Source organism: Leucobacter sp. wl10, assembly GCF_003569785.1.
Taxonomy (GTDB): domain Bacteria; phylum Actinomycetota; class Actinomycetes; order Actinomycetales; family Microbacteriaceae; genus Leucobacter.
The window spans coordinates 1-24609 of record NZ_KZ983988.1; the positions used below are offsets into that span (position 1 = coordinate 1).

At 70.2% G+C, this 24609-nt stretch carries 24 protein-coding genes and 1 tRNA gene; 4 read left to right on the forward strand and 21 right to left on the reverse strand.

From position 1 onward, the window contains the following. The first annotated feature begins 451 nt into the window (after positions 1-451). Together msrB and D1J51_RS02290 are read left to right on the forward strand one after the other, a co-directional pair. Positions 452-898: a peptide-methionine (R)-S-oxide reductase MsrB gene (msrB, locus tag D1J51_RS02285; RefSeq protein ID WP_119073572.1), complete on the forward strand. Its 447-nt coding sequence runs from the start codon at positions 452-454 to the stop codon at positions 896-898. A gap of 107 nt (positions 899-1005) precedes the next feature. Beyond that, positions 1006-1527: a nitroreductase family protein gene (locus tag D1J51_RS02290; RefSeq protein WP_119073832.1), complete on the forward strand. Its 522-nt coding sequence runs from the start codon at positions 1006-1008 to the stop codon at positions 1525-1527. Here the strand turns inward: D1J51_RS02290 and D1J51_RS02295 are convergent. From D1J51_RS02295 to secA, 4 genes are all read right to left on the reverse strand, one after another. Further along, positions 1524-2453, reverse strand: coding sequence for a DMT family transporter (locus D1J51_RS02295; RefSeq protein WP_119073573.1), 930 nt, complete (start codon positions 2451-2453; stop codon positions 1524-1526). The genes D1J51_RS02290 and D1J51_RS02295 overlap by 4 nt on opposite strands. 168 nt (positions 2454-2621) lie before the next feature. Further along, positions 2622-2694: transfer RNA gene (locus D1J51_RS02300), tRNA-Thr, on the reverse strand. A gap of 32 nt (positions 2695-2726) precedes the next feature. Then, on the reverse strand, positions 2727-3713 hold the full coding sequence (locus tag D1J51_RS02305; protein WP_119073574.1) for a DsbA family protein: 987 nt from the start codon (positions 3711-3713) through the stop codon (positions 2727-2729). A gap of 52 nt (positions 3714-3765) precedes the next feature. Next, positions 3766-6561, reverse strand: coding sequence for a preprotein translocase subunit SecA (gene secA, locus D1J51_RS02310; RefSeq protein WP_119073575.1), 2796 nt, complete (start codon positions 6559-6561; stop codon positions 3766-3768). Between the two features lie 166 nt (positions 6562-6727). Between secA and D1J51_RS02315 the strand changes: the two genes are divergently transcribed. Continuing rightward, complete coding sequence (locus tag D1J51_RS02315; protein ID WP_119073576.1) at positions 6728-7456, forward strand: polyprenol monophosphomannose synthase; 729 nt, start codon at positions 6728-6730, stop codon at positions 7454-7456. 36 nt (positions 7457-7492) lie between these two features. Here D1J51_RS02315 and D1J51_RS02320 read toward each other — a convergent pair whose 3' ends face one another. Genes D1J51_RS02320 through D1J51_RS17795 form a run of 3 tightly spaced genes read right to left on the reverse strand, consistent with a single transcriptional unit; the run spans position 7493 to position 10256 of the window. Further along, entirely contained in the window at positions 7493-8617 is a 1125-nt protein-coding gene (locus D1J51_RS02320) for an alcohol dehydrogenase catalytic domain-containing protein (RefSeq protein ID WP_119073577.1), read from the reverse strand. Positions 8618-8619: 2 nt separating this feature from the next. After that, the gene (locus D1J51_RS02325) at positions 8620-10089 is read right to left on the reverse strand and encodes a purine-cytosine permease family protein (RefSeq protein WP_240422800.1); all 1470 of its coding nucleotides are present in this window, start codon (positions 10087-10089) and stop codon (positions 8620-8622) included. Further along, complete coding sequence (locus tag D1J51_RS17795; protein WP_162903621.1) at positions 10086-10256, reverse strand: hypothetical protein; 171 nt, start codon at positions 10254-10256, stop codon at positions 10086-10088. The genes D1J51_RS02325 and D1J51_RS17795 overlap by 4 nt, the downstream gene beginning before the upstream one ends. A 210-nt stretch (positions 10257-10466) precedes the next feature. Between D1J51_RS17795 and D1J51_RS02330 the strand changes: the two genes are divergently transcribed. Further along, on the forward strand, positions 10467-11441 hold the full coding sequence (locus tag D1J51_RS02330; RefSeq protein ID WP_119073578.1) for an Lrp/AsnC family transcriptional regulator: 975 nt from the start codon (positions 10467-10469) through the stop codon (positions 11439-11441). Here D1J51_RS02330 and D1J51_RS02335 read toward each other — a convergent pair. From D1J51_RS02335 to D1J51_RS02405, 14 genes are all read right to left on the reverse strand, one after another. Beyond that, positions 11374-12177: a nitrilase-related carbon-nitrogen hydrolase gene (locus tag D1J51_RS02335; RefSeq protein ID WP_240422803.1), complete on the reverse strand. Its 804-nt coding sequence runs from the start codon at positions 12175-12177 to the stop codon at positions 11374-11376. The two genes, D1J51_RS02330 and D1J51_RS02335, sit on opposite strands and share 68 nt — an antisense overlap. Continuing rightward, positions 12174-13496, reverse strand: a complete 1323-nt coding sequence (tyrS, locus tag D1J51_RS02340) for a tyrosine--tRNA ligase (protein ID WP_240422805.1) — start codon at positions 13494-13496, stop codon at positions 12174-12176. Before tyrS ends, D1J51_RS02335 begins: the two co-directional genes overlap by 4 nt. Positions 13497-13662: 166 nt before the next feature. After that, the gene (locus D1J51_RS02345; protein ID WP_162903622.1) at positions 13663-14001 is read right to left on the reverse strand and encodes a DUF2461 family protein; all 339 of its coding nucleotides are present in this window, start codon (positions 13999-14001) and stop codon (positions 13663-13665) included. Beyond that, entirely contained in the window at positions 13998-14342 is a 345-nt protein-coding gene (locus D1J51_RS02350) for a TfoX/Sxy family protein (protein ID WP_240422807.1), read from the reverse strand. The genes D1J51_RS02345 and D1J51_RS02350 overlap by 4 nt, the downstream gene beginning before the upstream one ends. Positions 14343-14352: 10 nt before the next feature. After that, the gene (locus D1J51_RS02355; protein ID WP_119073581.1) at positions 14353-14712 is read right to left on the reverse strand and encodes a nuclear transport factor 2 family protein; all 360 of its coding nucleotides are present in this window, start codon (positions 14710-14712) and stop codon (positions 14353-14355) included. Further along, complete coding sequence (locus D1J51_RS02360; RefSeq protein WP_119073582.1) at positions 14709-15188, reverse strand: SRPBCC family protein; 480 nt, start codon at positions 15186-15188, stop codon at positions 14709-14711. The genes D1J51_RS02355 and D1J51_RS02360 overlap by 4 nt, the downstream gene beginning before the upstream one ends. Further along, on the reverse strand, positions 15181-15540 hold the full coding sequence (locus tag D1J51_RS02365) for an ArsR/SmtB family transcription factor (protein ID WP_119073583.1): 360 nt from the start codon (positions 15538-15540) through the stop codon (positions 15181-15183). Before D1J51_RS02365 ends, D1J51_RS02360 begins: the two co-directional genes overlap by 8 nt. A 112-nt stretch (positions 15541-15652) precedes the next feature. After that, entirely contained in the window at positions 15653-17089 is a 1437-nt protein-coding gene (argH, locus tag D1J51_RS02370) for an argininosuccinate lyase (RefSeq protein ID WP_240422809.1), read from the reverse strand. A 487-nt stretch (positions 17090-17576) separates the two neighbouring features. Beyond that, positions 17577-18500: an ornithine carbamoyltransferase gene (gene argF, locus D1J51_RS02380; RefSeq protein ID WP_119073585.1), complete on the reverse strand. Its 924-nt coding sequence runs from the start codon at positions 18498-18500 to the stop codon at positions 17577-17579. Between the two features lie 64 nt (positions 18501-18564). Beyond that, positions 18565-19884, reverse strand: a complete 1320-nt coding sequence (locus D1J51_RS02385) for a type I glutamate--ammonia ligase (protein ID WP_119073586.1) — start codon at positions 19882-19884, stop codon at positions 18565-18567. Positions 19885-19956: 72 nt separating this feature from the next. Beyond that, positions 19957-20799, reverse strand: a complete 843-nt coding sequence (locus D1J51_RS02390; protein ID WP_162903623.1) for a MurR/RpiR family transcriptional regulator — start codon at positions 20797-20799, stop codon at positions 19957-19959. Between the two features lie 14 nt (positions 20800-20813). After that, a complete protein-coding gene (locus D1J51_RS02395) occupies positions 20814-22148 on the reverse strand; it encodes an aminotransferase class III-fold pyridoxal phosphate-dependent enzyme (protein WP_119073588.1) in 1335 nt (444 codons plus the stop codon). Continuing rightward, positions 22145-23392 (reverse strand): M20 metallopeptidase family protein, encoded by a 1248-nt coding sequence (locus D1J51_RS02400; RefSeq protein ID WP_205547660.1) that lies wholly within the window; start codon positions 23390-23392, stop codon positions 22145-22147. Before D1J51_RS02400 ends, D1J51_RS02395 begins: the two co-directional genes overlap by 4 nt. Beyond that, positions 23389-24567, reverse strand: coding sequence for an amidohydrolase family protein (locus D1J51_RS02405; RefSeq protein WP_119073590.1), 1179 nt, complete (start codon positions 24565-24567; stop codon positions 23389-23391). The genes D1J51_RS02400 and D1J51_RS02405 overlap by 4 nt, the downstream gene beginning before the upstream one ends. Between the last annotated feature and the right edge of the window lie 42 nt (positions 24568-24609).

Here is a 24609-nt window from a genome sequence, read left to right on the forward strand (position 1 = left end):
ACGTAATTCCGCCACGACTCACGAAACCCCCACGAGAGGGTGCCGTCCGAGACGGTGCCCTCCGCGGCGGTAGCCACCGTCGGAGCGATGGCGAGGCCGGTGACGGCCACCAGGACTGATGTGACAAGGCCGAGCAGCGCGGAGGCGATCCTGCGCGGCTTCTTACGAACAGACATGAGGAATAGCGCTCCTTGTGCGTGGCTGGAGTCCGCGCGCAGAGGCCCGCGGACTAACATCGGATGACGATAAGGTTAGACATACCTAAGTCGCCGCCTCTAAGTCTGACGAATTTCATCTGACCTTGCAAGTCCGCTGTGAATTCCCGCCCCGAACGCCCCGAATCCCTCTCCGGGATCTCCGGCGTCCCTGTCGGAGCATCACGCCATCGCCCAGCGGGCTCCCGCCTCCGCAGCGTAGACTTCGGTCACCCGCCGTCGAGCCAAGGACACCCATGAGCAAGCCCATCAATTCCGACGAGTACCCGCTCCAGCTCAGCGAGAACGAGTGGCGGGAGCGCCTGAACCCCGAGGAGTACGCGATCCTGCGCCAGGCCGCCACCGAGCGAGCTGGCACCGGCGAGCTGCTCGACGAGCACCGCGACGGTCTCTACCGCTGCCGCGCCTGCGGCAACGAACTCTTCGTCGCCGGCACCAAGTTCGACTCCGGCTGCGGCTGGCCCAGCTTCTACGAGAGCGTGCGCCCGGAGGCCGTCGAACTGATCGAGGACCGCAGCCTCGGCATGGTGCGCACCGAGGTGCGCTGCGCGGAGTGCGGATCGCACCTCGGGCACGTGTTCCCCGACGGATTCGGCACCCCCACGGGCGACCGCTACTGCATGAACTCTCTCGCGCTGAGCTTCGAAGCGGACGCCGATCCCGAATCGAGCGAACGTCCGTGAGCGGCGGAGCATCGCACGCGGCCGACCTCGAGCCCGCAGCGCGCCGGGCCGCCGCCGCGCTCCCCGCCCGGGCGGGTTCGGGATCGCCCAGCCCGGCGCTCAAGGCGCTGCAGGCCCGCCGATCCCACTCGAAGGTGACCGACGCGGCGCCGAGCCACGAGGAGCTCGGTCGCATCGTCTCGGCCATGAACGCGGTCGCCGACCACTCCAACCTGCGGCCGTGGCGCATCATCGAGCTGCGGGGCAAGGCCCGCAAGAAGCTGGGCAAAGGGCTCGCGAAGGCGGCCGGCGGCGATCGCGACAAGTACATCGCGAAGGCCACCCGCACGCCGCTCGTGCTGGTGGTCGTGGTGAGCCCGCGCCAGAGCGGAAAGGTGCCGCTCTGGGAGCAGGAGGCCGTGGCGAGCGGCGTGGCCCACCTGCTGGGGCTGCTGCTGCACGAGGCGGGCTGGGGATCCATCTGGAAGACCGGCTCGTACGCGCGCAGCAAGGCCGTGCGCAAGGCGATCGGCGTGAAACGGCCCGAGTACCTGCTCGGTTGGCTCTACGTGGGCGGGATCCCGGATCGGGATCGCAAGCCGAAACCTCGGAAGCCGCTCGACATCGACCGCCACCTCACGGTGCTCTAACCGCCCTTCCGCGCGGGCAGCGCGGCGACCGTCACCGCGAGCAGGGCCACGGCCGCCCCGGCGATCATGCCCGGCGTGAGCCCGTCGGCCAGCGGCAGCCCGGCCTCGAAGGCCACGGCGGCGAGCAGCTGGCCGGCGACGTTCGACATGCTCAACAGCAGCACCCCCGCGGTGCGCACCAGCATCGCGGCGATCGCGATGAACACCGTGCCGACGAGCCCGCCCAGGTAGAAGTACGGGGCGGCGGGCCACTCGGTCGGCCAGCCGGAGATCCCGATCGAGATCGCCGCGATGACGACGAGGACCGCCGTGCCGACGACGAAGTTGACGAGCGTCGAGGTGACCGCGCTCTGCGCGGCCGCACGAACCAGCCCGTTGACCATCGACTGCGCCGCCACGCAGACCCCGATCAGCACCGGGAACCCCACGAGCCACACGAACGGTCCGGCATCGGTGCCCACGGCGACGAGCACCGCGACGACCGCGAGCGCGGTTCCGACGAGTCGCGCCGAGGAGGGGTCGATCCTGCCGCCCGGCCCCAGTCCGAGCCGGTCGAATAGCAGCCCGCCCAGCACCTGGCCCGCCACGATCCCGACCGTGTACATGGCCACCCCGGTCAGCGGCGCGACGAGACCCTGCCCGAGCACGAACAGCGCACCGCTCGCGCCCCCGAAGACCGCCCACACCGGCAGGCGACCGGAGCGCAGCTCACTGCGCAGCAGGCCCAGGCCCAGGCGCCCGCGCCGCGAGACCGCCAGCACCAGGAGCATGATCACGAGGCCCGAGCCGAACGACACCGCGGCCGCCACGTAGCCGCTGCCGATGTGCTGGCTGAGGCCGCCGTTGACGCGCGTCTGCAGCGCGACCAGCACACCCGCGAGCCCCGAGCCCGCGAGTGCGGCCCAGACCCTCCACCTCGCGCGCACCCACCAACCCTACCGGTGCGGTGGGCGCCGCGCCCGCCCGACTGACCATCCGTGTGCGTCTTTCGAACGCTTGCGAGGCAGGCAAGCAGCAAGAAGGCGCACACGGATGGGGACGGGGATGGGGAAGGGGGCGCCGGGCCGGGGGCGCGGAGCCGAGCGAGGCTCGCGAGCCGCCTGTCGGACTCGAACCGACCACCTGCAGTTTACAAGGCTGCTGCTCTACCTGATGAGCTAAGGCGGCGAGGGGCGGCCCGGAGGGACCGCCCGAGCAGTTTACTCCGATCCGCTCCCGCCGCTCGAATCGGCGCCGCTCGAACCGGCCGAGTTGCGGTTCTGCTGCTCCACCTCGCTCTTCACCTTCAGCAGGTACGACTCGAGGTCTCCGTCCCTGGTGGCGTCCCACTGCTGCCCGTTCACGATGACGAGCGGGGTCGCGACGAGGCGCTGCGGCTCGCCCTCGGACTGCAACTCGGTGGAACTGCGCGGCATGAGCAGCCTGGCTCCCCTCGCGAGGCCCTGGACCCCGGTCCCCGTCGCGGCCTTCGTGTTGGCGGAGATGAAGGGGCCGAATCGCGTATCCTTCACGCACTGCCGCAGCTCGGTCGTCGAGTCGGCGCCGGCGGCCTCGGCCTCTTTCACGAGCTGGTCGTCGGTGAGGCCCGACGTGCCCTCCTGCGGCTGCACCTCCGCGCTCAGCAACCGCTTGTGGACGGCGAAGGCGACGTCCGGCTGCTGCTCCACCACGCAGCCGAAGAGGTTCGCCGCGCGCGTCGAGTACCTGGTGCCGAGCGAGGTGCCGTCGAGGAAGTTGATCGGGTACACTCGGAGCTGGATGTCGCCACTGCCGACGTAGTTCTCGAGCATGGTGCCGTACTGCTGCTCGAAGTTGCCGCAGGCCGGGCACATGTAGTCGACGTAGGCGGTGACGTCGAGCGGCAGCTTCTCGCGATCGACCTTCGGCGCCTGGCGCTCCTCGCCGGACTGCAGCGCCGGCCCCTCGACGACCTTGAGATCCTTCGTGAAGATCGCCCCGCCCGTGGCCATGTTCTGCGGGCCGGGGCCCGCGGGCCTCATGGTCTGCGTGAGGACGAGCGCGACGACCGCGAGCACCGCCAGCGCACCCAGCACGACGCCGCCCTGCAGAAACAGGCGGTTGCGCTTCTCGCGCTTCTTCTCGCGTTCGCGGGCGAGACGCGCCTGCTCGCGCGCCTGCGCTCGGCGCTCGTTCTTCGAGGGACGAGGATTCGTCTCGTTTGCCATGGATGTCTCCCAGTCGCTCCGCAGACGCGGATCACGGTTCGGTGCGGTGTGACTACTTCTTCTTGCTCGCTCGGCGCTCCGCGCGGTTCGCGGGAGCCGGAGCGCCGTCTGCAGCGGAAACCTCCTGCCCGAACGCACCGCGCTGCGGCCTTCCCTTCGAAGCGTTCGCGCTCCCCGCGGCCTGGGCGGCCCTGGCGGCCCGCGCGTTTCCTCCCTTGGCCGAGGGATCCTGCGCCCCGACCACCGCGGGCGCGCCGTCCTCGTCGGGCGCGCTGTAGCTGAGCTTGGACTGATCCGGCGTCTGCTGCTCCTCGAGCCCACCGCCCTCGAGGTGCACGTGATCCTGCGGCCCCTCCGCCGGGCGCACCTTCACCTCGAGGTTGTAGAGCAGCCCCATGGACTCCTCCTTGATCTGGCCCATCATGCCCTCGAACATCGTGAAGCCCTCGCGCTGGTACTCGACGAGCGGGTCGCGCTGGGCCATGGCGCGCAGGCCGATGCCCTCCTTGAGGTACTCCATCTCGTAGAGGTGGTCGCGCCAGCGGCGGTCGATCGCGGCGAGCACCACGCGGCGCTCGAGCTCGCGCATGGCTTCCTCGCCGAGCGTCTCCTCGCGCTTCTGGTAGGCGACCTCGGCGTCGGAGAGGATCTCGCGGCGCAGGAAGGCGCGATCGACCCGGGATCCGCCGGTCTCGGCCAGCAGCTCGTCGACCGTGATGCCCACGGGGTACACCTGGCGCAGGTCGCTCCAGAGCGCGTCGAAGTCCCAGTCGCCCTCGTGCCCGTGCGAGTCGAGGATCGCGTCGATCGTCTGCTCTCGGAACGACACGATGCGCGGCTGGATCTCCTCGCCGTCGAGAATCTGCTGGCGGTCGCCGTAGATCGCCTTGCGCTGGCGATCGAGCACGTCGTCGTACTTCAGCACGTTCTTGCGGATCTCGGCGTTGCGCTGCTCGACCTGGCTCTGGGCGCTCTGGATCGCGCGGGTGACCACCTTCGACTCGATGGCGAGGTCGTCGGGGAAGCTGTCGCGGTTCATGAGCGCGGCCGCCGCGCCCGAGTTGAACAGGCGCATGAGGTCGTCGGCGAGGGAGAGGTAGAAGCGGCTCTCGCCGGGGTCGCCCTGACGGCCGGAGCGGCCGCGCAGCTGGTTGTCGATGCGGCGCGACTCGTGGCGCTCGGTGCCGAGCACGTAGAGTCCGCCGGCGACGATGACCTTCTCGGCCTCCTCGGCCACGGTCTCTTTGACGGCGGCGAACACGTCGTCCCAGGCGGCCTCGTAGCCCTCCGGATCGTCCTCGGTGGAGAGGCCCCTGGCGGTCATCTCCTGCACGGCCAGAAACTCGGCGTTGCCGCCGAGCATGATGTCCGTGCCGCGGCCGGCCATGTTGGTGGCGACGGTGACGGCGCCCAGCCGTCCGGCCTGCGCGATGATCGCGGCCTCGCGCGCGTGGTTCTTCGCGTTCAGCACCTCGTGGCGCACGCCCTTCTTCGCGAGGAGGCGCGAGAGGTACTCGCTCTTCTCGACGCTCGTCGTGCCGACGAGCACCGGCTGCCCCTTCTCGTGGCGCTCGGCGATGTCCTCGACGACCTGCCCGAACTTGGCCTCCTCGTTCTTGTAGACGAGGTCGGGCTGATCCTTGCGGACCATCGGCTTGTTCGTGGGGATGGGGACGACGCCGAGCCGGTAGGTCGACATGAACTCGCTCGCCTCGGTCTCGGCGGTGCCGGTCATGCCCGAGAGCTTCTCGTAGAGGCGGAAGTAGTTCTGCAGCGTCACCGTGGCGAGCATCTGGTTCTCGGCCTTGACCTGCACGCCCTCCTTGGCCTCGATGGCCTGGTGCATGCCCTCGTTGTAGCGGCGGCCGGCGAGGATGCGACCCGTGTGCTCGTCTACGATCAGCACCTCGCCGTTCAGCACGACGTAGTCCTTGTCGCGGGTGAACAGGGCCCTCGCCTTGATCGAGTTGTTGAGGAAGGAGATGAGGGGCGTGTTCACCGACTCGTAGAGGTTGGTGATGCCGAGGTGGTCCTCGACCTTCTCGATGCCGGGCTCGAGCACGCCGATGGTGCGCTTCTTCTCGTCGACCTCGTAGTCGGCGCCGGGCTCGAGCTTGCGGGCGATGCGCGCGAACTCGGCGAACCAGCGGTTGGCCTCCCCCGACGACGGGCCCGAGATGATGAGCGGGGTGCGCGCCTCGTCGATGAGGATCGAGTCGACCTCGTCGATGATGGCGAAGAAGTGGCCGCGCTGCACCCGCTCCGACGCGTCGGAGGCCATGTTGTCGCGCAGGTAGTCGAAGCCGAACTCGTTGTTGGTGCCGTAGGTGATGTCGGCGTTGTACTGCTCGCGGCGGGTGGCGGGATCCTGCCCGGCGACGATGCAGCCCGTCGTCATGCCGAGCGCGCGGAACACGCGCCCCATGAGGTCGCTCTGGTAGCTGGCGAGGTAGTCGTTGACCGTGACCACGTGCACGCCCTTGCCCGCGAGCGCGTTGAGGTAGGCCGGCATGGTGGCGACGAGGGTCTTGCCCTCACCGGTCTTCATCTCGGAGATGTTGCCGAGGTGCAGGTTGGCGCCGCCCATCACCTGCACGTCGAAGGGGCGCAGGCCGATGGTGCGCTTCGCCGCCTCGCGCACCGCTGCGAAGGCCTCGGGCAGCAGGTCGTCGAGCGGCTCGCCCTTCTCGAGGCGCTCCCGGAACTCGTCGGTCTCGCCGCGCAGCTCCTCGTCGCTCAGCTCCTCGAACGAGGGCTCGAGCTCGGCAACGAGCTTCGCCTGACGCTGGAGCTTCTTCAGAATGCGGCCCTCGCCGACGCGAAGGAGCTTTTCGAGAACTGTCGCCACGGTGTCTCTCCTGTAGGGTTTGCACGGTGGGCCGATGCGCCGAGACTCGCGTCAGCGCCGGTCACCGCCGTTGCCAAATTGTGACAACGCCCCAGCTTAGCAAGCCGCGGCGTCACACCGGCTGGGGAGATGTCAGGATCGTCAGGATCGAGGATCGAGGATCGCCATGCACGAGCAGTCCGGCGACGTGCTCGTGATCCTGCCCACCTACAACGAGCGGGACACGCTGCCCGCCACCGTCGCGGGCGTGCGGGCTCACCTGCCCGACGCCGACATCCTGGTCATCGACGACGGCAGCCCCGACGGCACCGGCCGCATCGCCGATGAGCTGGCACGCGGCATGGCGGGGGTGACGGTGCTCCACCGCGGCTCCAAGCTCGGCCTCGGCACCGCCTACGTGACGGGGCTGCGGCGGGCGCTCGCGGGGGGCTACGGGCTGGCGGTCGAGATGGACTCCGACGGCTCGCACCTGCCGGCCGAGCTGCCGCGGCTCGTGGCGGCGGCGAGAGCGTGCGGCGGGCTCGCCATCGGCGCGCGCTGGGTTCCCGGCGGGCGCATCGTGGGCTGGCCGTGGTACCGCCGCTGGGTGTCGCACACCGGCACGCGGGTGGCGCGGATCGCGCTGCGCTCGGAGCTGCGCGACCTGACGAGCGGGTTCCGCGCCATCGATGCGCGCTGGATCGAGCGCCTCGACCTCGACGCGGTCGACTCGCAGGGCTACGCCTTCCAGGTCGAGACCGCCTGGGCGTTCGAGCGGCTCGGCTGCCCCGTCGCGGAGGTGCCCATCACCTTCGTCGAGCGGGTCGACGGGCACTCCAAGATGAGCATCGGGATCGTGCTCGAGGCGCTCGGCAACGTGCTGCGCTGGGGCTGGCGGCTGCGCGTTCGCCGGTGAGTCCGGCCCGGGCGGCGGTGCGATGATCGGCGGAGATCAGTCGTCGAACACGATCACGCTGCGGGTGCGTTCGCCCCGGCGCATCGCGTCGAACGCCTCGTTCACCTCGTCGAGGCCCACCCGGGCGCTGATCAGGTCCTCCAGCGGCAGCGCCCCGGAGAGATAGGCGCCGGCCACGCGGGGGAAGTCGCGCGCCGGCACCAGCCCGCCGTAGTTCGATCCGATGATCGTCTTGCCCTCGTAGGCCAGCAGCAGCCCGTCGACCTCCACTCTCCGCCCCTCCGGCGGGAGCCCCACGAAGACGGCGCGCCCTCCCGGCCTGATGAGCTCGGGCAGCTGCTGCATCGTCTGCACCCGGCCGATCGCTTCGAACGCGACATCGGCGCCGCCGGCCGTGATCCCCGTCACCCGCTCGGGCAGCTCCGCTCCGCTCGGCACGGCGTGCGTGGCGCCGGCCCGCCGAGCCTCGGCGAGCTTCGCCTCGGAGACGTCGACGGCGACGATGGGGGTCGCTCCAGCGAGGCGGAGCGCCGAGATGATCGACAGGCCGACTCCCCCCGCGCCGATCACCACGGCCGACTCCCCCGCGAGCACGCGGGCGTTGTTGACGACGGCGCCGTAACCGGTGCCGACGGAGCAGCCGATCAGACTCGCCACGTCGAAGGGCACCCGCTCGTCGATCCTGATCGCGGCGAACTCCGGGACCACGACGGCTTCGGACATGGCTCCGGTGGCGAGATAGGGGTAGACCGCGGATCCGTCGGCGTCGCTCCACCGCGTGGTGCCGTCGGGCAGCAACGAGTCGTTCGACCTCGCTCGCGTGCACGCCCAGGGCTTGCCTCCGGCGCATTCGCCGCAGCGCTGACAGGCCTGATGCCACGCGAGGATAACGTGGTCGCCGACCGCGAGCCCGCGCACCCCGGGCCCCACGGCCTCGACGGTGCCCGCCGCCTCGTGCCCCATGATCGCGGGCAGCGGCACCCGCCACTCCCCGTCGAGCACGTGACGGTCGGAGCCGCACACCCCCGCGGCTCGTACCCGCACCCGCACCTCGCCGTGTTCGGGCGCGGCGAGGGTGAGCGTCTCGACCGCGAGCCGGTTCCCGTCGTCGCCCCGGTACACGGCTGCTCGTACCCGCATCGGCTCGGCCGTCTCAGTCACTCTCAGTTCCTTCCCGCTGCCGCGAGCGGATCGGGCAGCCCGTAGGCGCCGCGTCCGCGGCGCACGTAGACGAGGTGGTTCAGCACCAGGTAGCAGACGATCGCGATCACGACGGTGGGAACCGAGGCCGTGCCGTACTGGAAGAACGGCTGGGTGGCGAGCGTGACCGGGTTGTAGACCCAGAGGTAGAAGACGGAGGCCGCGGCGACGGAGACGAGCGCTGCGACGTTGACGCCTCCGGTGAAGCGCATCGGGTCGTCCGCACCGCTCGCGTACAGCGCCCGAATGGGCACGCGCTGCCGGCGGACGATGAAGTAGTCGGCGATGATCACCCCGCAGAGCGCCGCGATGAAGGCGCCCGAGACCACCACGAAGGTCATGAAACGCTCGTACATGAACGCCGGGAAGAACGCCAGGATGGCGGGCAGGAGCATGAATCCCGCGCAGAGCAGCGGCCAGCGAACCCGGGTCAGCGCACGCCCGCTCGACTGCTTCAGCGCGAGCACCGTCGAGTACGCGATCGATGCCATGCTGGTGACGTTGGCGAAGCCCACGAAGAGCAGGGTGAGCACCCCGAGGATCGGGCCGCCGAGCGGCACCATCCATGCCGTCGGGTCGGCTTCGCCGATCATCAGCGCGGCCGCCATCCCCACGATCTGCGCCACCACCGTGCCGAGCAGGATCCCGCCGTAGGCGGGCCACAGCGCGGCCTTCGGGCGCCGGGTGAGGCGGGCGAGCGTGCCCATGACCGGCCACCAGGAGAGGCCGGCGCCCAGGTTGAACTCGACCGCCATCATGAAGTTGAGCTGCTCGTTCTCGAAGGGCGCGATCGGCGGCGCCTCGAGCAGCTGCGTCCAGGAGCGCTGGGACATGAGCAGCACCATCATGAGCACGACGATCACGAGGAGCCCCGGGGCGACGAAGCGGTTGAGCCTGCTGATCGTCACCGGCCCGCGCGAGAGCACGATCCAGCCGCCGGCGATCGCGGCGAGCGCGAACACGGTGACGAGCGGCCCGAAGGGGTCGAGCCCCGCGTCGAATGCCTGGTTCGAGATCTCGGTGAACGCCCGCCCGAACATCACCCCGAGCAGGGAGGTCCACCCCATCTCCACGAGGAGCACGACGGTGAACACCACGATGCCGACGCCCGCGATCCCGAACACCGACTTCAGCGCGCGGTACTGCTCCACCCCGAGCCGCTGGCTGAGCACCACGCTGCCCAGCACCATGATCGCCAGGCCGAGACTGTTGCCGATGAGCATCGATGCGATGCCGTCGACGAAGCCGACGAGCAGCACGGTGGCGCCTCCGGTGAGGAACGCCCAGGTGGCGATCGCGAGGCTGATGGTCACCCAGCTGAAGTCGGCGGCTCCCCACACACGCTCGTGCTTGAGCAGCGGCATGGATCCGTACGTCGCTTCGGCCGCGACTTCCTGCTCGACGCTCCCCGAGCGGATCTTCGCGGCGCTCACAGCAGCGTCCCCGCCCACGCGACGGCGGCGACGGCGACCACGACGGCGAGGAATGCGGTCAGACTGCGCCCGCTCAGCGTGGCGTGCGCCGGATCGGCGGCCTCGGCGGTCTCGATCTCGGTCAGGCGTCGCTCGAGTTCTGCCTCGAGGTGGGGGTTCGTGCTCATGGGGACATACCTCCTCGTGTATCCGCTCGCAGCCGCAAAGCTGCAGTCAAGATAAGCACAAGAAGCCGGTCGTGGGAAACGATTTTTCATCGTGAAATGTGGTTATGTGCACGAATGCACTATTCTTGGGCATTCGAAGATTAGATATCGGTGATCTGGCGCCTTCAGGTGCACAATCGCCGAGAACGCATCGAGTAATCCGGAGATCAGATGGCCGAGCAGAGCACCGATCCGGAGGAGCTGCGGCTGAGGATCCTGCACGCCCTCAGGAACAACGGCAGGGCGAGCTACTCGCGCATCGCGTCGCAGCTCGGGATCCCCCGCCAGCAGGTGGCCCGCATCGTGCAGCAGGCCATCGAACGCGGCGAGCTGCGGCTGACCGTGTCCATCAGCCCCGACCTCCTCGGGCACGAGCGCTTCGCATACCTGCAACTGACCGTCACGGGGCCGACCTCCCCCGCACGGGAGGCGCTCACGGCGATGCCCGAGACCACCTTCGTCGCCGACATCAGCGGCACCTACGCCATCGACGCCGAGATCCGGGTCGGCCCGGACCCGCACCTGCGCGACACCGTCGACACGATCCGCGCCCTTCCGGGGGTGCGCGGCATCCGCACCCACCTCTACGAGAGCATCGAGGTCAACCTCTACTCTCCGCTGCGCACCGGACGCACCAGCTTCGCGATCGACGACGCCGACCGCATCATCGTGCAGCACCTGCAGCAGGACGGCCGCGCCTCCCTGCGAGAGCTCGGCGACGCGGCGGGCATCTCCCCCAGCGGCGCCCGGCTGCGGCTCGCACGGCTCACCCGGCACGGCGCGGTGAAGGTGGTCGGCATCCCCGTGCGGGGCGCCCGGTCGGAGATTCCGTCCCTCGGCGTCGGCATCACCGCCGGCGGCCGCCTCGAGGACGCCATCGCCTACGTGCGCACCCTCGGCCCCGAGTTTCTCGCCGTCACAGTCGGAGACTACGACCTCATCGCCACGCTCTCCGCCGACACCTCCGAGGACCTCGTGGACCTGGCCGACCGGCTCCGCAGCCACCCCGAGGTCTCCGCGATGGACACCTGGGCGAACCTGCGCGTCGTGAAGGAGCAGTACGGCGAGGGGGACCGGATCAGCGCCAGCCCGCGTAGACGCCGGGACGCCGATCCCGCAGGTAGTCCGCGACCCGCGGGGCCGTAGGGTCGGGCAGATCGGCGATCAGCAGCTCGCTCCCGGCGCCGGCCCGGCCGAGCACCCTCCCCTCGCGACCCGCCACGATACTCAGACCGGCGAATCCCGGCGGGCCGTCCGCCGACGCCTCGTCGGCACCCGCGTGATCGGCGTAGGCCACGACGAACCCGTTCTCCGCCGCCCGCGCCCGCACGATCACCTCCGGCACGTAGGCGGAATCGGCGTCGATCGCGGTGGGCACGAGCACGAGGTCGGCGCCCCGCTCGGCCAGCAGGCGCGCCGGCTCGGGAAACTCGATGTCGTAGCAGATCTGGAACCCCACCCGCAGACCGTTCCATGCGGCGACCCCGGGAGCCGCATCGGCCGGCACGAACGCGCGCCTCTCGGCGTCGCCCCACAGGTGTACCTTCTCGTAGCGCAGCAGCTCGGCGCCCGCGGCATCCCACAGGCCGGCGGCGATCACGAACCCGCCGCCAGCCCGGGCGGCGGGGAAGCCCGCGGCCACCGCGAGCCCCGTCTCCATCGCGATCCCGGCAAGCGCAGCGGGGAAATCCGCCACCCGCTCGGCGGTGAGCCATCCGGCAAGCAGCTCCGGCGCGTACCCGCTCACGAAGAGCTCGGGGGTGAGCAGCAGCTCCGCGCCCGCCGCCCGAGCCGCCGTCGCGGCCTCGCGGATCACCGCCAGGTTGCGCTCCGGATCCAGGGGCACCGCCTCGGCCTGCAACAGAGCGATCCGCACCGTCATGCCCCGTTCAGCGTGAAGCCCGCGAGCGATTTCTTGCCGCGGCGCAGCACGGCGTAGCGGCCGTGGAGCAGATCCCCGGCCGAGAGCACGCCATCCTCGTCGTCGACCGGAGCATTGTTCACGTACACGCCGCCCTGCTTGATCGCGCGCCTCGCCTCGCCCCGGCTCGCCACGAGCCCTGACTCGGCCAGCAGCTCGGCCAGCGGAGCGCCCACCGCTCCCGCGGCCTGCGGCAGCTCCGAGATCGCGCCCCGCAGCGTCGCCTCGTCGAGCGCGGCGAGATCGCCACGGCCGAACAGCGCCTCGGAGGCGTCGATCGCGCCCTGCGCCGCGGCGGCCCCGTGCACGAGCGCGGTCACCTCGAGCGCGAGCCGCTTCTGCGCCGCGCGCTTGAACGGCTCATCGGCGACCTGGCGCGCGTAGTCCTCGATCTCGGCGCGGGACAGGAATGTGAACACCTTGAGCCGGTCGATCGCATCGGCGTCGGCCTGGTTGAGCCAGAACTGGTAGAAGGTGTAGGGCGAGCACATCTCGGCGTCGAGCCAGACGGCGTTGCCCTCGCTCTTGCCGAACTTCGAACCGTCGGCGTTGGTGATGAGCGGCGTGCCGATGGCGTGCGCCGAACGGCCCTCGACCCTGTGGATGAGATCGATGCCGCTCGTGAGGTTGCCCCACTGGTCGCTGCCGCCCGACTGCAGCACGCAGTCGTACTGCCGGTACAGCTCGAGGAAGTCGTAGCCCTGCAGGATCTGGTAGCTGAACTCGGTGTAGCTGATGCCCTCCTCCGAGTTCAGGCGCGCGGCGACCGCCTCCTTCTTCAGCATCGTGCCGACGCGGAAGTGCTTGCCGACCTCGCGCAGGAAGTCGATGGCGCTCAGGGGCGCCGTCCAGTCGAGGTTGTTGACCAGGCGCACGGCGTTCTCCCCCTCGCTCGACAGGAAGCGCGTCACCTGGCCCTGCAGCCTCTTCACCCACTCGGCCACGACGTCGCGGCTGTTGAGGGTGCGCTCCGCCGTGGGGCGCGGATCGCCGATGAGGCCGGTGGATCCGCCCACGAGACCGAGGGGCTTATGGCCCTTGAGCTGCAGCCGGCGCAGCAGCAGCAGCTGCACGAGGTTGCCCAGGTGCAAGCTCGGCGCCGTGGGATCGAAGCCGCAGTAATAGGTGAACGGCTCGCCCTCGAGCAGCTCCGACAGGGCCCCGGCGTCGGTCGAGACGTGGATCAGCCCGCGCCACTCCAGCTCGTCCCACAGGGTCTCGAAGCTGTCGTCGTTGCGCTGGGCCGCCAGGATCTCGGCGCGTTCTTCTACTGCTGACACGCCTGCCATCGTACCGCGCCCGTCGTGCAGGAGATCCTATTTCGTGCGGATCCGGATCCGGGGATGCGATCCGCACGACGGGCGATCCGCTGCACGACGGGCGGGGTCGCGGGGGCGGTTCGCGGATCGGGGCGCCGCCATCCGGGGCCCTGAGCCGAGATGCCGCTCAGCTCGCGGGGGTCGTCGAGGCGCCGACGCGGGCTTCGAGCCACGCCCTCAGCGCATCCGCGCCGCGCCAGACCGAGCGGATCCTGTCGAGCGCCTCGGGGGCGTGCATCCATGGCGCACGGTCGTACTCCTGCACCACCGCGGCGCCTTTCCAGCGCAGCACCTCCGCACGCGGATGCTCCTGCGGGTACCCGCGGGGAACGGTCCTGAGGGGCTGCTCGGCACCCGGGCCGAGCGTGAGCGATCGGGATGCGAGGTCCCGCCGCAGCTCTTCGAAGAAGACGAACAGCTCGGGCGGAAAGCCGGCGAACTCCGGTGATCCGACGGCGTCGTTCACGCCGCTCTCCCGGTCAGGATCCGGTTGTACTCGAGCGCCGCGGCGACCCAGAACCGCAGCCGATCCTCGCCCGCGATCGACTCGGCCGACACCGTCACCCACCCCGGCCCCATGGACCGGCCCGCCCCCATCTCGGCCTGCTCGGCGCCCTGCTCGACCAGCTCGTCGTACCGCTCAGGCTCGATGTGCACCAGGAGCCCGCCGTCCTTCTGCACGCAGACGGCCAGTTTCTCGCTCACCATGAACGCGCGGGTGCCGAACATGGACGTCTCGCGCGTGACGGGCTCGCCGTCGAGCAGCGCTCGCAGGCGCTCCGCGGTCCCGGTCTGCTCCGGTGTCACGGCCGACTCCTCAGGACGCGGCCGGAGGGCCGAACGAGAGGCGGTCGAAGACGAGCACGCTCTCGACGATCGCGCCGTGCCGCACGGTGAAGCACTCGGCGGCCGGCGCGGTCGAGGTCGCGGCGGTCTGCGGGTAGTAGAACAGCGCGACGCGCTCCCCCTCCGCGAAGCCCGCGATGTCGGCGACGCCCGTCAGCACCGGGGCGAAACCCGCGATGAACGCGCGGTACGCGTCCTTGCCGACGAGGTCCTCCCCCGGCGCCCGGCAGGTGATGTCGTCGGCGACCAGCGTCATCGCGCGATCCACATCGCCGCTCGTCCAGGCGCGGTGGTACTCTCGCACGATCTCGAGAGCGGATCTCTGCGTCACGGTGTCCTCCTGTGCTCGTGGTCGCCTTGCGCGGCGCCCGTCCGCCCGTTCAGTGGCCGCCAGGCGTCAGATCCGGGATCCCCGCCGGGCGCGGCGATGCGCAGCCGCGGCAGGAAGTGGCCCCAGCCGTCGGCGTGGCCCTCGACCTCGGACGCGGGAAGCCCGGAGTGCGTCAGCTCGACCCGCGTGCCTCGCTCGACTCTGCTCAGTCTGAACTCGACGGTGGACGCCCCCGCCGGAAGATCCTCGCTGCCGGCGAAGCCCCACGAGACGACCACGCGGAACGGCCGCTCGACGTGCAGATACCGCCCCCGCACCGGGTACCCCGCGACGTCGACTGCGAATCCCCCTCCGGGGCGCGGGTCGAGCGCGGCGCTCTGCCCCATCCAGGCGGTCATGCCCGCCTCGGTCGTGAGGTAGTCGAAGACGGTGTCGGGATCGGCCTCGATCTCGATCGAGGTCCTGTACTCAGCCACGATCCGGCCCCTCCCGCGCTTCGACGGCCGCCTTCAGCGCCGAGAGCTTCGCCGGCCAGAAGTCGTCGAGATACGAGCGCACCGCTGCGAGCCCGTCCGTGCTCACGGCGAACAGGTGGCGCGTGCCGTCTCGCGAACCCATCGCCAAACCCGCGTCGCGCAGCACCCCGAGGTGGTGCGACGCGGTCTGCTGGGAGATGCCGAGTCGTTCGGCGATGCGGCCCACCGACTGCGGTTCGGAGCGGATCGCCCGCAGGATCGCGCGGCGATTCCCGTCGGCCAGCGCGCGCAGGGCGCGATCGAGGTCGCTGTCGCTGTCGGGATCCGGATCGATCGCGGGTTCGGCGGCCATGGCGCTGCTCCCTTCGCCTCCCGGCCAGCATAGCACAAATGGTTGTTTGTACTCATGTCTATAGGTGTAGACGTGCGGGTCGCGGGCCCGGTCCCGGTCCCGGACCCGGTCGCTAGGCGCGAAACTCGGCGATGCGCTCGGCGAGGCGCGCCAGCTGCTCGTCGACGCGCACCCGGGCGGTGCCGCCGGCGCCGGTGCGCGAGTTCACCGAGCCGCTGATCGTGAGCACCTCGCGCACGCCCGGAGTCAGGTGCTCCGAGACCGAGGCGAGCTCGGCATCCGAGGGTTCGTGCAGCTCGATCCCGCGCCCCTCGCAGTACCGCACCAGTTCTCCCGAGATCTCATGCGCGTCGCGGAATATGATCCCCTGCTTCACGAGCCACTCGGCCACGTCGGTGGCGAGCGAGAAGCCCTGCGGCGCGAGCTCCTCCATGCGGTCGGTGTCGAAGCTCAGTGTCGCCACCATGCCGGTGAAGGCCGGCAGCAGCACCTCGAGCTGGTGCACCGAGTCGAAGACGGGCTCCTTGTCCTCCTGCAGGTCGCGGTTGTAGGCGAGCGGCAGGCCCTTGAGCGTGGCGAGCAGGCCGGTCAGGTTGCCGATGAGCCGGCCCGACTTGCCGCGCGCGAGCTCGGCGATGTCGGGGTTCTTCTTCTGCGGCATGATGCTGGATCCGGTCGAGTAGCCGTCGTGCAGGCGCACGAAGCCGAACTCCTTCGTGTTCCAGATGATGATCTCCTCGGCGAGGCGCGAGAGGTCGAGGCCGATCTGGGCGCAGATGAAGGCGAACTCGGCGACGACGTCGCGGGCCGCCGTGCCGTCGATGGAGTTCTCGAGCGGATCGCCGAGGCCCAGCTCCTGCGCGACGAGGCGGGGATCGAGGCCGAGCGAGGACCCGGAGAGCGCTCCCCCGCCGTACGGCGAGGCGCTCGCGCGCCGCTCCCAGTCGCGCAGTCGCTCGAGGTCGCGCACGATCGGCCAGGCGTGCGCCGCGAGCTGGTGGGCCAGGAGCACCGGCTGCGCGTGCTGCAGGTGGGTGCGGCCGGGCAGGATCGCGTCGGGGTGCCTGCGGGCCTGCTCGTCGATGGCGTCGAGCAGATCGAGCAGGTCGCCCCTGATGATCGCGGCGTGGTCGAGCAGGTAGAGCCGCACGAGGGTGGCGATCTGGTCGTTGCGGCTGCGGCCGGCGCGGAGCTTGCCGCCGAGCCGCGCCCCGGCGATCTCGATGAGCAGGCGCTCGAGCGCCGAGTGCACGTCCTCGTCGTCCTCGGCGGGCTGGGCGCGGCCGTCGGCCACGCGGGCCGAGAGCTCGTCGAGCGCGGCACGCATGTCGGCGAGCTCCTGCTCGCTCAGATACCCGGCGGCGGCGAGTGCGGAGGCGTGCGCCTTGGAGCCGCGGATGTCGTAGGGCGCGAGCACCCAGTCGAACTGCGTCGACTTGCTCAGCGCCGCGAGCGCGGGCGAGGGCCCGCTCGCGAAGCGGCCGCCCCAGAGCGCGCCGGCCTCGGCGGCGCGGGTGCCGGTACTCGGTTCCTCGATGCTCTCAATCACCCGTACAGCCTATCCGGATACTCGCTCGCCGCTCGTGAGTAGGGACCGAAGAGCATCCGCACATAACGTGAAGTCGGGCCGCGCGTTCAATCCAGGTTTGCGGCGGGATCGCTGCGCAGTCCCCCCAACACCTCGGAGCAAGATGATTCCGGTGCGGATCGGTCTCCGAGAGAGCGAGCGTGCTTCGCAGCGCGCAGAGCGGACCCTCGCGCCTCTCTTCTATCCCGCGCTCGGCAGGCGCAGCGAAGTCGACGGCCTCACCGCGAACAAGTCCTTCGACCGGTTCGCGGCGGAGTTCGGGACGGGATGGTGGAGACGGCCGAGTGCACCGTGAGCGTGGAACGCGGCGGTGAGCGTGGGTGATCCAAGCCCCCAAGCTCCTGGAGCGATCACCCGGGTCGCACGGCTCCATCGGGCCAACGACATCATCGAGGCCCTCTCGCTGTTCGAGTCCGACCGGTGCTGCCCGAGCGCGTGCAGCAGACCGTTAAGACCGCGCCAACAGCCAGGCCAGTAGCGCCTTCTGCGCGTGCACGCGGTTCTCGGCCTCGTCCCAGACCACGCTCTGCGGCCCGTCGATGACCTCCGGCGCGACCTCGTACTCGCGGTAGGCGGGCAGGCAGTGCAGGAAGATCGCGTCGTCCGTCGCGTGCCCCATCAGCTCGGGCGTGATCCGGTACGGGCTGAAGATCGCGACACGATCCCGCCTCTCGCTCTCCTGCCCCATCGACACCCAGGTATCGGTGATGACCGCATCTGCGCCGCGCACCGCCTCGAGGGGGTCGGTGAGCGTCGTCACGCTGCCGCCGGTCTCGGACGCGATCCTCGTCGCATCGGTCACGATGTCCTCGCGCGGCAGGTACCCCGCCGGACCGGCGACGCGGATGTGCATGCCCGCCGTCGCGAAGCCGAGCAGATAGGAGTGCCCCATGTTGTTCGCGGCGTCGCCCACGTAGGCGGCAGTGAGTCCCGCGAGCTCGCCCTTGCGCTCGCGGATGGTCTGCAGGTCGGCGAGGATCTGGCACGGGTGGAAGTCGTCGCTGAGGGAGTTGATGACGGGAACGCGCGAGTGCGCGGCCATCTCCTCGAGACCCCCGTGCGCGAAGGTGCGCCACACGATCGCCGACACCATGCGCGAGAGCACCCGAGCGGTGTCGGATATGGACTCCTTCACCCCGAGCTGCGCCTCGCCCGGGTTGATGACGATCGGGTTGCCGCCGAGCTCGGCGACCCCCGCGGCGAAGCTGAAGCGCGTGCGGGTGGAGGTCTTGTCGAAGAACACGGCGACCGACTGCGGGCCCTCCAGGGGGCGCTCCGAGTAGGGCTCCCGCTTGAGGCGAGCGGCCAGATCGAGCACCTCGCGCTGCTCGGCGGGCGTCAGATCGTCGTCTCTGAGGAAGTGCCTGGTCACCCGTCCAGCCTAGCTTAGCCGGCGGCCCGCCCTCGGGCGTCGACCGGCCCCTGAACGCCGTGATCTAGTAGGTGGCCGCGTACGCTGCGTAGCGCTCCCCCGTCTCCATCCCTTCGACCCGGCGGATCTCGGCGCGCTTCACTGAGAGGAAGGTCTCGGCGAATCCGGTACTGAACCAGCCTCGTGCGACCTCGGAGGTCTCGAAGGCCCGCAATGCCTCCTCGAGCGAGGCGGGGATGCTGCGGATGCCGTGGGCCTGCCGCTCCGCCTCGGTGAAGCGGCTGGACTCGCCCTGCACGATGTTCGGCGCGTCGAGTCCCGCGCGGATTCCCTCCAATCCCGCGCGGATGAGGCATCCGAGCACGAGCCAAGGGTTGCTCGTGGCATCGGCGGCCCGGTACTCGAGGTTGTACTGCTTCTGATGGTTCGCGCCCGGGGTGTTGAACAGCGGGCAGATCCGCAGCATCGCCTCACGGTTGTTCTCGCCCAGGAAGACCCCTCCGGCGCTCCAGTGGTTCGGCACCAGCCGCTCGTAGGAGATCGGGGCGGACGCGGCGATGGCCTGGATCGCCTCGGCGTGCTGCAGGATCCCTGCGGCGAACGAGCCGGCGATCTCGGACAGGCTGCCCGGCCGGGATGGGTCGTAGGTCACGAACCGCTCGTCCTCGTCGCGGAGGCTCACGTGTATGTGCACGCCGTTCCCTCCGCCGTTCTCCTCGATGATGGGAGAGAACGTGATGCGCTTGCCGACCGAGCTCGCAACGTGCCGGGTGATCTCGCGCAGGTAGACGGCGCGGTCGGCGGCGACGAGCGCCGGGGAGGGCGCGACGGTCACCTCGAACTGGTTGCGCCCGAACTCGGGAAGCCACATCTCCGGTTCGAGACCGGCATCGTCGAGCGCTGCGATGAGCCGCCCGCCCAGTTCCTCCTCCTCCAGATATGACTCGAGCGAGAACGGGGTGTTCACGGGCCGCTCATCGTTCACCAGGAGCATGAATTCGTGCTCGAAGGACGATACGACGCTGAGCCCGGTCTCCTGCTTCAGGTCGGCGATCGCCTGCTTCAGGAAGGTTCGGGGGTCGCAGTCCCACGGTTTCCCGTCGGGGGTGTGGATGTCGGCGAGCACCATCGTGGTCTGCTCGCCGGAGTCGTTCAGCGCGAGCGATGCGATGCTCGACACGTCGGGCATCAGCCGAAGGTCGCCGACCGAGCCGAACGGGTTCGGCGTGACGATCGACCCGAAGGCGTCGATCGCGAGGTTGGCGGGCACCCAGCCGCAGCCCGTGTTGAGATACTTCTGGAAATCCTGCTGGGGGAAGGCTCGCCCCCGCGCCTTCGCTGCCAGGTCGGAGGTCAGGATGATGGACAGTGGTTCTTTTCTCATGATGCGTCCTTACATTGATCGAAGATCGCGGCGTCGCGGGTACGGCGTTCGGGTGGGCGAGCAGGAGCACCGCTACTCCCACTCGTCGAAGGCCTGGACCCGCCCGAGCGGTTCCGGGCCGAGTTGCGCGACCACGCCGGCGACCACGGTTTCCGCGAGCGCGAGCGCAGGAACGAGCGAGTCGAAGGGACTCGGCGCCTCGACGGAGCTCGAGACCAGATAGTCGGCGCACTTCGCTGCGGGGGACAGCCACGGATCGGTGAACAGCACCGTGCTCACACGGCGCTCCTTGGCTCGGGCGACGAACGACACGGTCGTCTCCTGATAGCGCCGGTAATCGAATGCGACGAGCACGTCGCGCGGCCCGAAGTCGAGCAGCGCGAGCGACTTATCGGATTCCGAACGGCCGACGTGCCGCACGCCGGGGCGCAGCAGACGCAGATGGATCGAGAGGTACTCCGCGACCAGGCTGCTGTAGCGTCCGCCGACCGTCCAGATGCACCGTTTCGGGTCGGCGAGGAGCCGGACCACCTGGTCGAACTCCGATGAAGGGACAGCCGCGAAACTGCTCGTGATCCCCCCGACGAAGACGTCCTTGGCCGAGCCGAGCACCCCGTGTTCGGCTCCGCTCCCCTCTCCCATCGCCTCGTACTGGTCGATCGGAGAAGTGGTGCGCAGAGCGATCTCCTCGCGCAGGATCTCCTGCATCCTCGGGTAGGACTGGATGCCCACCTTCGCGAGCATCCTGAACACGGTGGGGGCGCTGACACTCGCGCGTTCGGCGAGCTTCACGACCGGTTCGAGGCCCGCGACCGGATACTCCGCGATGAGGGCCCTCGCCACTTTCTTCTCCGAGGGGCTCATGACATCGAACGATTTCTTCAACGCCTCTGCCAGCGTCCTCGATCCCTGCATGCCGGTTCTCTCCTCTACCATCCGCGGTACGGGGCGATCTCGGCGTCGGAGACGGCGCCCGCGCGCACGTCGTGGATCGCCGTGGCAAGCATCTCGATCGCGCGTTGCGCCTCCTCCGGCGTCAGGTTCAGCGGCGGGGTCAACTCGAGCACGTTGCCGCGCACCAGGTAGCAGACCGCGCCGAGCTGCCAGAGCCGGTAGACGGTCCGCTTCGCGAAGCCGGCGGCGCGCTCGATCGGCCCGGCGCCTCCATCGGCTCGAGAGCCCGGGTCGACGCGCAGCTCGACTCCCAGGCTCAGTCCTCGACCTCGGACATCGAATATCTCGGGGGTGCGATCCGCCACCTCGGCGATGAGCCGCCGGATCTGGGCGCCCCGCTGCGCTGCGGCTTCGACGAGGCCCTCCGCTTCGATCGTCTCGAGCACGGCCAGCCCGCTCGCCGCCGAGACCGCGTTGCCCGCGGTCGTGAGCAGCGTGCTCGCGGGCGCGGCGTCGAGCACCGCTGCCGGGCCGACGACCGCGGAGAGCGGCAGCCCTCCTCCGAGCGCCTTGCCGAATGTCACGATATCGGGCTCGGTCCCCTCGTGCTGGAAGCCGTGCAGCAGCCCCGTCCGGCCGAGACCGATCTTCACCTCGTCGCAGATGAGCAGCGCTCCGGCTGCGCGGGCGCGGTCGTCGAGGCCGCGGAGGAATCCGCGAGGCGGCACGACGAGCCCTCCGTCGGACTGGTGCGACTCGACGATGACCGCGGCGACATCGCCCGACGCCAGCTCCGAGTCGAGCTCGGCGAAGACCCGGTCGAGATCGGCCGCCTCGCGCATCCGGTCTCCACTCGCGGCGGGGTAGTCGAGCAGGGCGCTGTCCGGGTCCCCAGGGAGGCCGCCGTCGACGAAGACCCCGCTCACCGACTGCGCGGCCCCGAAACCACCGTGGTATCCCCCGTGGAAGGCGAGCACCCGGCGGCGGCCCGTGGCGGCCCGCGCGGCGGCTAGCGCGGCGTTGTTGGCGTCGGTTCCGGAGTGGCCGAGGAGGACGCGGCGATCCTCGGCACCGGCCACCCGCTCGAGGAGCGCCTCGGCGAGCGCCACCGCGTGAGGGTTCGTCGCGGAGAGCACGCTGGCTCCGGCCCCCTCGGAGACCGCCGTCTGCACCGCGCGCACCACCCGCGGGTGGGCGTGACCGACGCTGTTCGCCCCCCACGAGGCCGACAGGTCGAGCAGTCGCCGACCGGCGTCGTCGACGACCTCGCTCCCGCGGCCCGAAACGACGCTCGCGGGGAAGAACCGCAACTTCTGATTGCCCGCGATCACACGGCCGTCACGCACGAGCAGCGGGGATTCACCGGTCATGCGTCGACCCTCTCCTCGCTGCGGATCGACCCGGCCTCGTCGCCGCCGGTCCCGGTCCGAGCGTCGAGCAGGTCGCATGCGCCGAGGTATCCCGAGACGAGCACGAGCGCCAGCCGGCGTACGGATCCCTCGTCCGGTAGGAAGCTCGCGTGGTGCAGGCCCGGCTGTGGATCTGCCCCGGAGGTCTCGACGCCGACGAAGGCCATGAGGCCCGGCAGCTCCTCCGAGAAGAAGGAGAAGTCATCGGCGCCGCAGGAGCGCATCGGCTCGCCGATCTCGAGGCCGGCGCTCTGCAGACGGGCATCGACGAGGTCGACGAGGTCGGCATCGTTCTCGAGCACGGGCTCGCCGCCGGTGATCGCGACCTCGGCGGTCACTCCGTGCGCCAGAGCCTGGCCCTCGATGTAGTTGCGGATCGCCGCGTGCACCTCGACGCGATCGTCTCGGTCCATGGTTCGCAGAGTCCCGGCGAAGGATCCCGATTCAGGGATGACGTTCGCGATCTCGCCCGCCGAGATGCGGCCGACGGTGAAGAGCGTCGGCCGCATCGGTGAGACCGTGCGGCGGAGCACCTCGTTCAATCCGACGACCATCTGCGAGAGCACCGGGATCGGATTCGTCGCCTCGTGCGGGTATGCTCCGTGACCCCCTCTTCCTCGCACGGTCACCGTGATCTCATCGGCTGCGGCGTTCGTGGGGCCTTTCCCGGTCGCGACGCATCCGACCGGGAGCCTCGGATGGACATGCGCTGCCACCACGGCGGCGACCTCCTGCTGCGCGAGCACCCCGGAGCGCACGATGTCGAGCGCGCCGGACGGGTACGCCTCCTCGCGCGGCTGCAGGAGCGGCACGAAGGCGTACGGCAGGTCCGACTCGGCCGCGAGATCCGCTACGGCTCTCGATACGGCGATGAGCGCGGCTTGGTGCACGTCGTGCCCGCAGGCATGCATCGCGCCGTTCTTCGAGGCGAACGGCACCCCCGTCGCCTCGACCACCGGCAGCGCGTCGAGCTCGGCGCGGAGCGCGATCGCCGGGCCGGAACGGGGTCCGATGCGACCGATGCGACCGGTCCCGGCCACGACCTCCATCGGCACCGGCATCCGCTCGGCTATCCACGCCGCCGTTGCCCGCTCCAGGCCGGAGAGCTCGGGCGCACGATGCAGTGCTTGGCGGTCGAGGACGGCCGCCGGGACTCGCGCGAGCGTCAACTCGGTGAGGCGCGCGGCGAACGCTTCGCGGATCACGCGGCACCTCCCGCCGCGGGGAAGGCCGGGACGCGGTCGAGCCCGTAGGCTCTGATCGCGTTCTCCCCGCAGATTCTGCGGATGAGCCGATCGCCGTCGGCCGCGCTCCATTCTCCGGCTGCGATCCACTCATCGATCGTGGCGTGCAGCCCGCGGCGGAAGAGGTGCGCGCCGAGGTGGTACAGCTCGGCCAGCCCCCACGCGTCCGTCGAGAAGAGCGCTCTGTCGAAAGGGGTGAGTTCGAGCGACTCGGCGATCACCTGCGGCGAGCGCGCCCCCACGTAGTTGATCGCGAGCCCCACGTCGCAGAACACGTGCGGGAACACGTGCGCGAGATACCCGGCGTTGCGGTGGAAGGGGTAGCAGTGGAGCAGCAGCACCCGGGCCCCGGAGGTCCTGGTGAGCCTGAGCCACTCGGTCAGCAGCAGCGGATCGCAGCGGTGCAGATCGACGTCGGGATCCCCGAAGCCGATGTGGAACTGGATCGCCTGACCCTCGTCGACCGCCGTCCAGATCCCGAAGCGGATGAGCACGGGGTCGGAGATCCTGACCGCAGCTCCGCCCTCGATCTCGGTGAACCAGGAGGCTGCCGCGCGCCGCACCTCGGCGTCACTCGGTCGCTCCGGATCGAAGTCGAGTCCGATCCGGTACGCCGCGATCGACTTCACGCCGACCGCGTCGCGCAGCTGCTCCCGCAGTGCGGCGCGGAACAGATCCGGGTATCCGGCGGCGGCGGGCTCCGACTCTGCGAGCTGCTCGGCCACCCGTTCGAGCCGTACCACGGTGTCGGCGGCGGCCCCGGATCGGGTCGCCATGCCCTCCGGGTCGAGGATGTCGTCGCCGCGGTGCCCGGTCTCGATGAGATATCGGTCGATGCCGGCCGCCCTCAGCAGTCGCTCGTTCACCGTTCTCGGATCCAGTTCCGCGCGGCGCTCGAGATAGTGCTCGGCGCTCGCGTGCGGCTCCAGATCGAGCACGGGGCCGCACCAGCGTCGGATCGCGACGCCCAGCTGCGACTCGAACATCGAGGTTCCGCCCGGCACCGCCCAGTTCGATTCCGTGATCATCTCCTCGAACGCGGGACGGTCGAGCGTCTGCTCGACCACGCCGTGGCAGTGGTGATCGATGAGCGGGATCTCGCCGAGGGCCTGGACGTGGGGCGGCGTGGGGGGCATTGCGGGGCATCCTTCCGGATTCGGGTGGGTGCGGCGGACGAG

Coding starts and splice junctions, on each gene's coding strand:
- msrB (WP_119073572.1), top strand. CDS start 452: ATGAGCAAGCCCATCAATTCCGACGAGTACCCGCTCCAGCTCAGCGAG.
- D1J51_RS02305 (WP_119073574.1), bottom strand. CDS start 3,713: ATGGCAAACGAGACGAATCCTCGTCCCTCGAAGAACGAGCGCCGAGCG.
- D1J51_RS02315 (WP_119073576.1), top strand. CDS start 6,728: ATGCACGAGCAGTCCGGCGACGTGCTCGTGATCCTGCCCACCTACAAC.
- D1J51_RS17795 (WP_162903621.1), bottom strand. CDS start 10,256: ATGAGCACGAACCCCCACCTCGAGGCAGAACTCGAGCGACGCCTGACC.
- D1J51_RS02330 (WP_119073578.1), top strand. CDS start 10,467: ATGGCCGAGCAGAGCACCGATCCGGAGGAGCTGCGGCTGAGGATCCTG.
- D1J51_RS02335 (WP_240422803.1), bottom strand. CDS start 12,177: ATGACGGTGCGGATCGCTCTGTTGCAGGCCGAGGCGGTGCCCCTGGAT.
- D1J51_RS02365 (WP_119073583.1), bottom strand. CDS start 15,540: ATGGCCGCCGAACCCGCGATCGATCCGGATCCCGACAGCGACAGCGAC.
- D1J51_RS02385 (WP_119073586.1), bottom strand. CDS start 19,884: ATGAGAAAAGAACCACTGTCCATCATCCTGACCTCCGACCTGGCAGCG.
- D1J51_RS02390 (WP_162903623.1), bottom strand. CDS start 20,799: ATGCAGGGATCGAGGACGCTGGCAGAGGCGTTGAAGAAATCGTTCGAT.
- D1J51_RS02395 (WP_119073588.1), bottom strand. CDS start 22,148: ATGACCGGTGAATCCCCGCTGCTCGTGCGTGACGGCCGTGTGATCGCG.
- D1J51_RS02405 (WP_119073590.1), bottom strand. CDS start 24,567: ATGCCCCCCACGCCGCCCCACGTCCAGGCCCTCGGCGAGATCCCGCTC.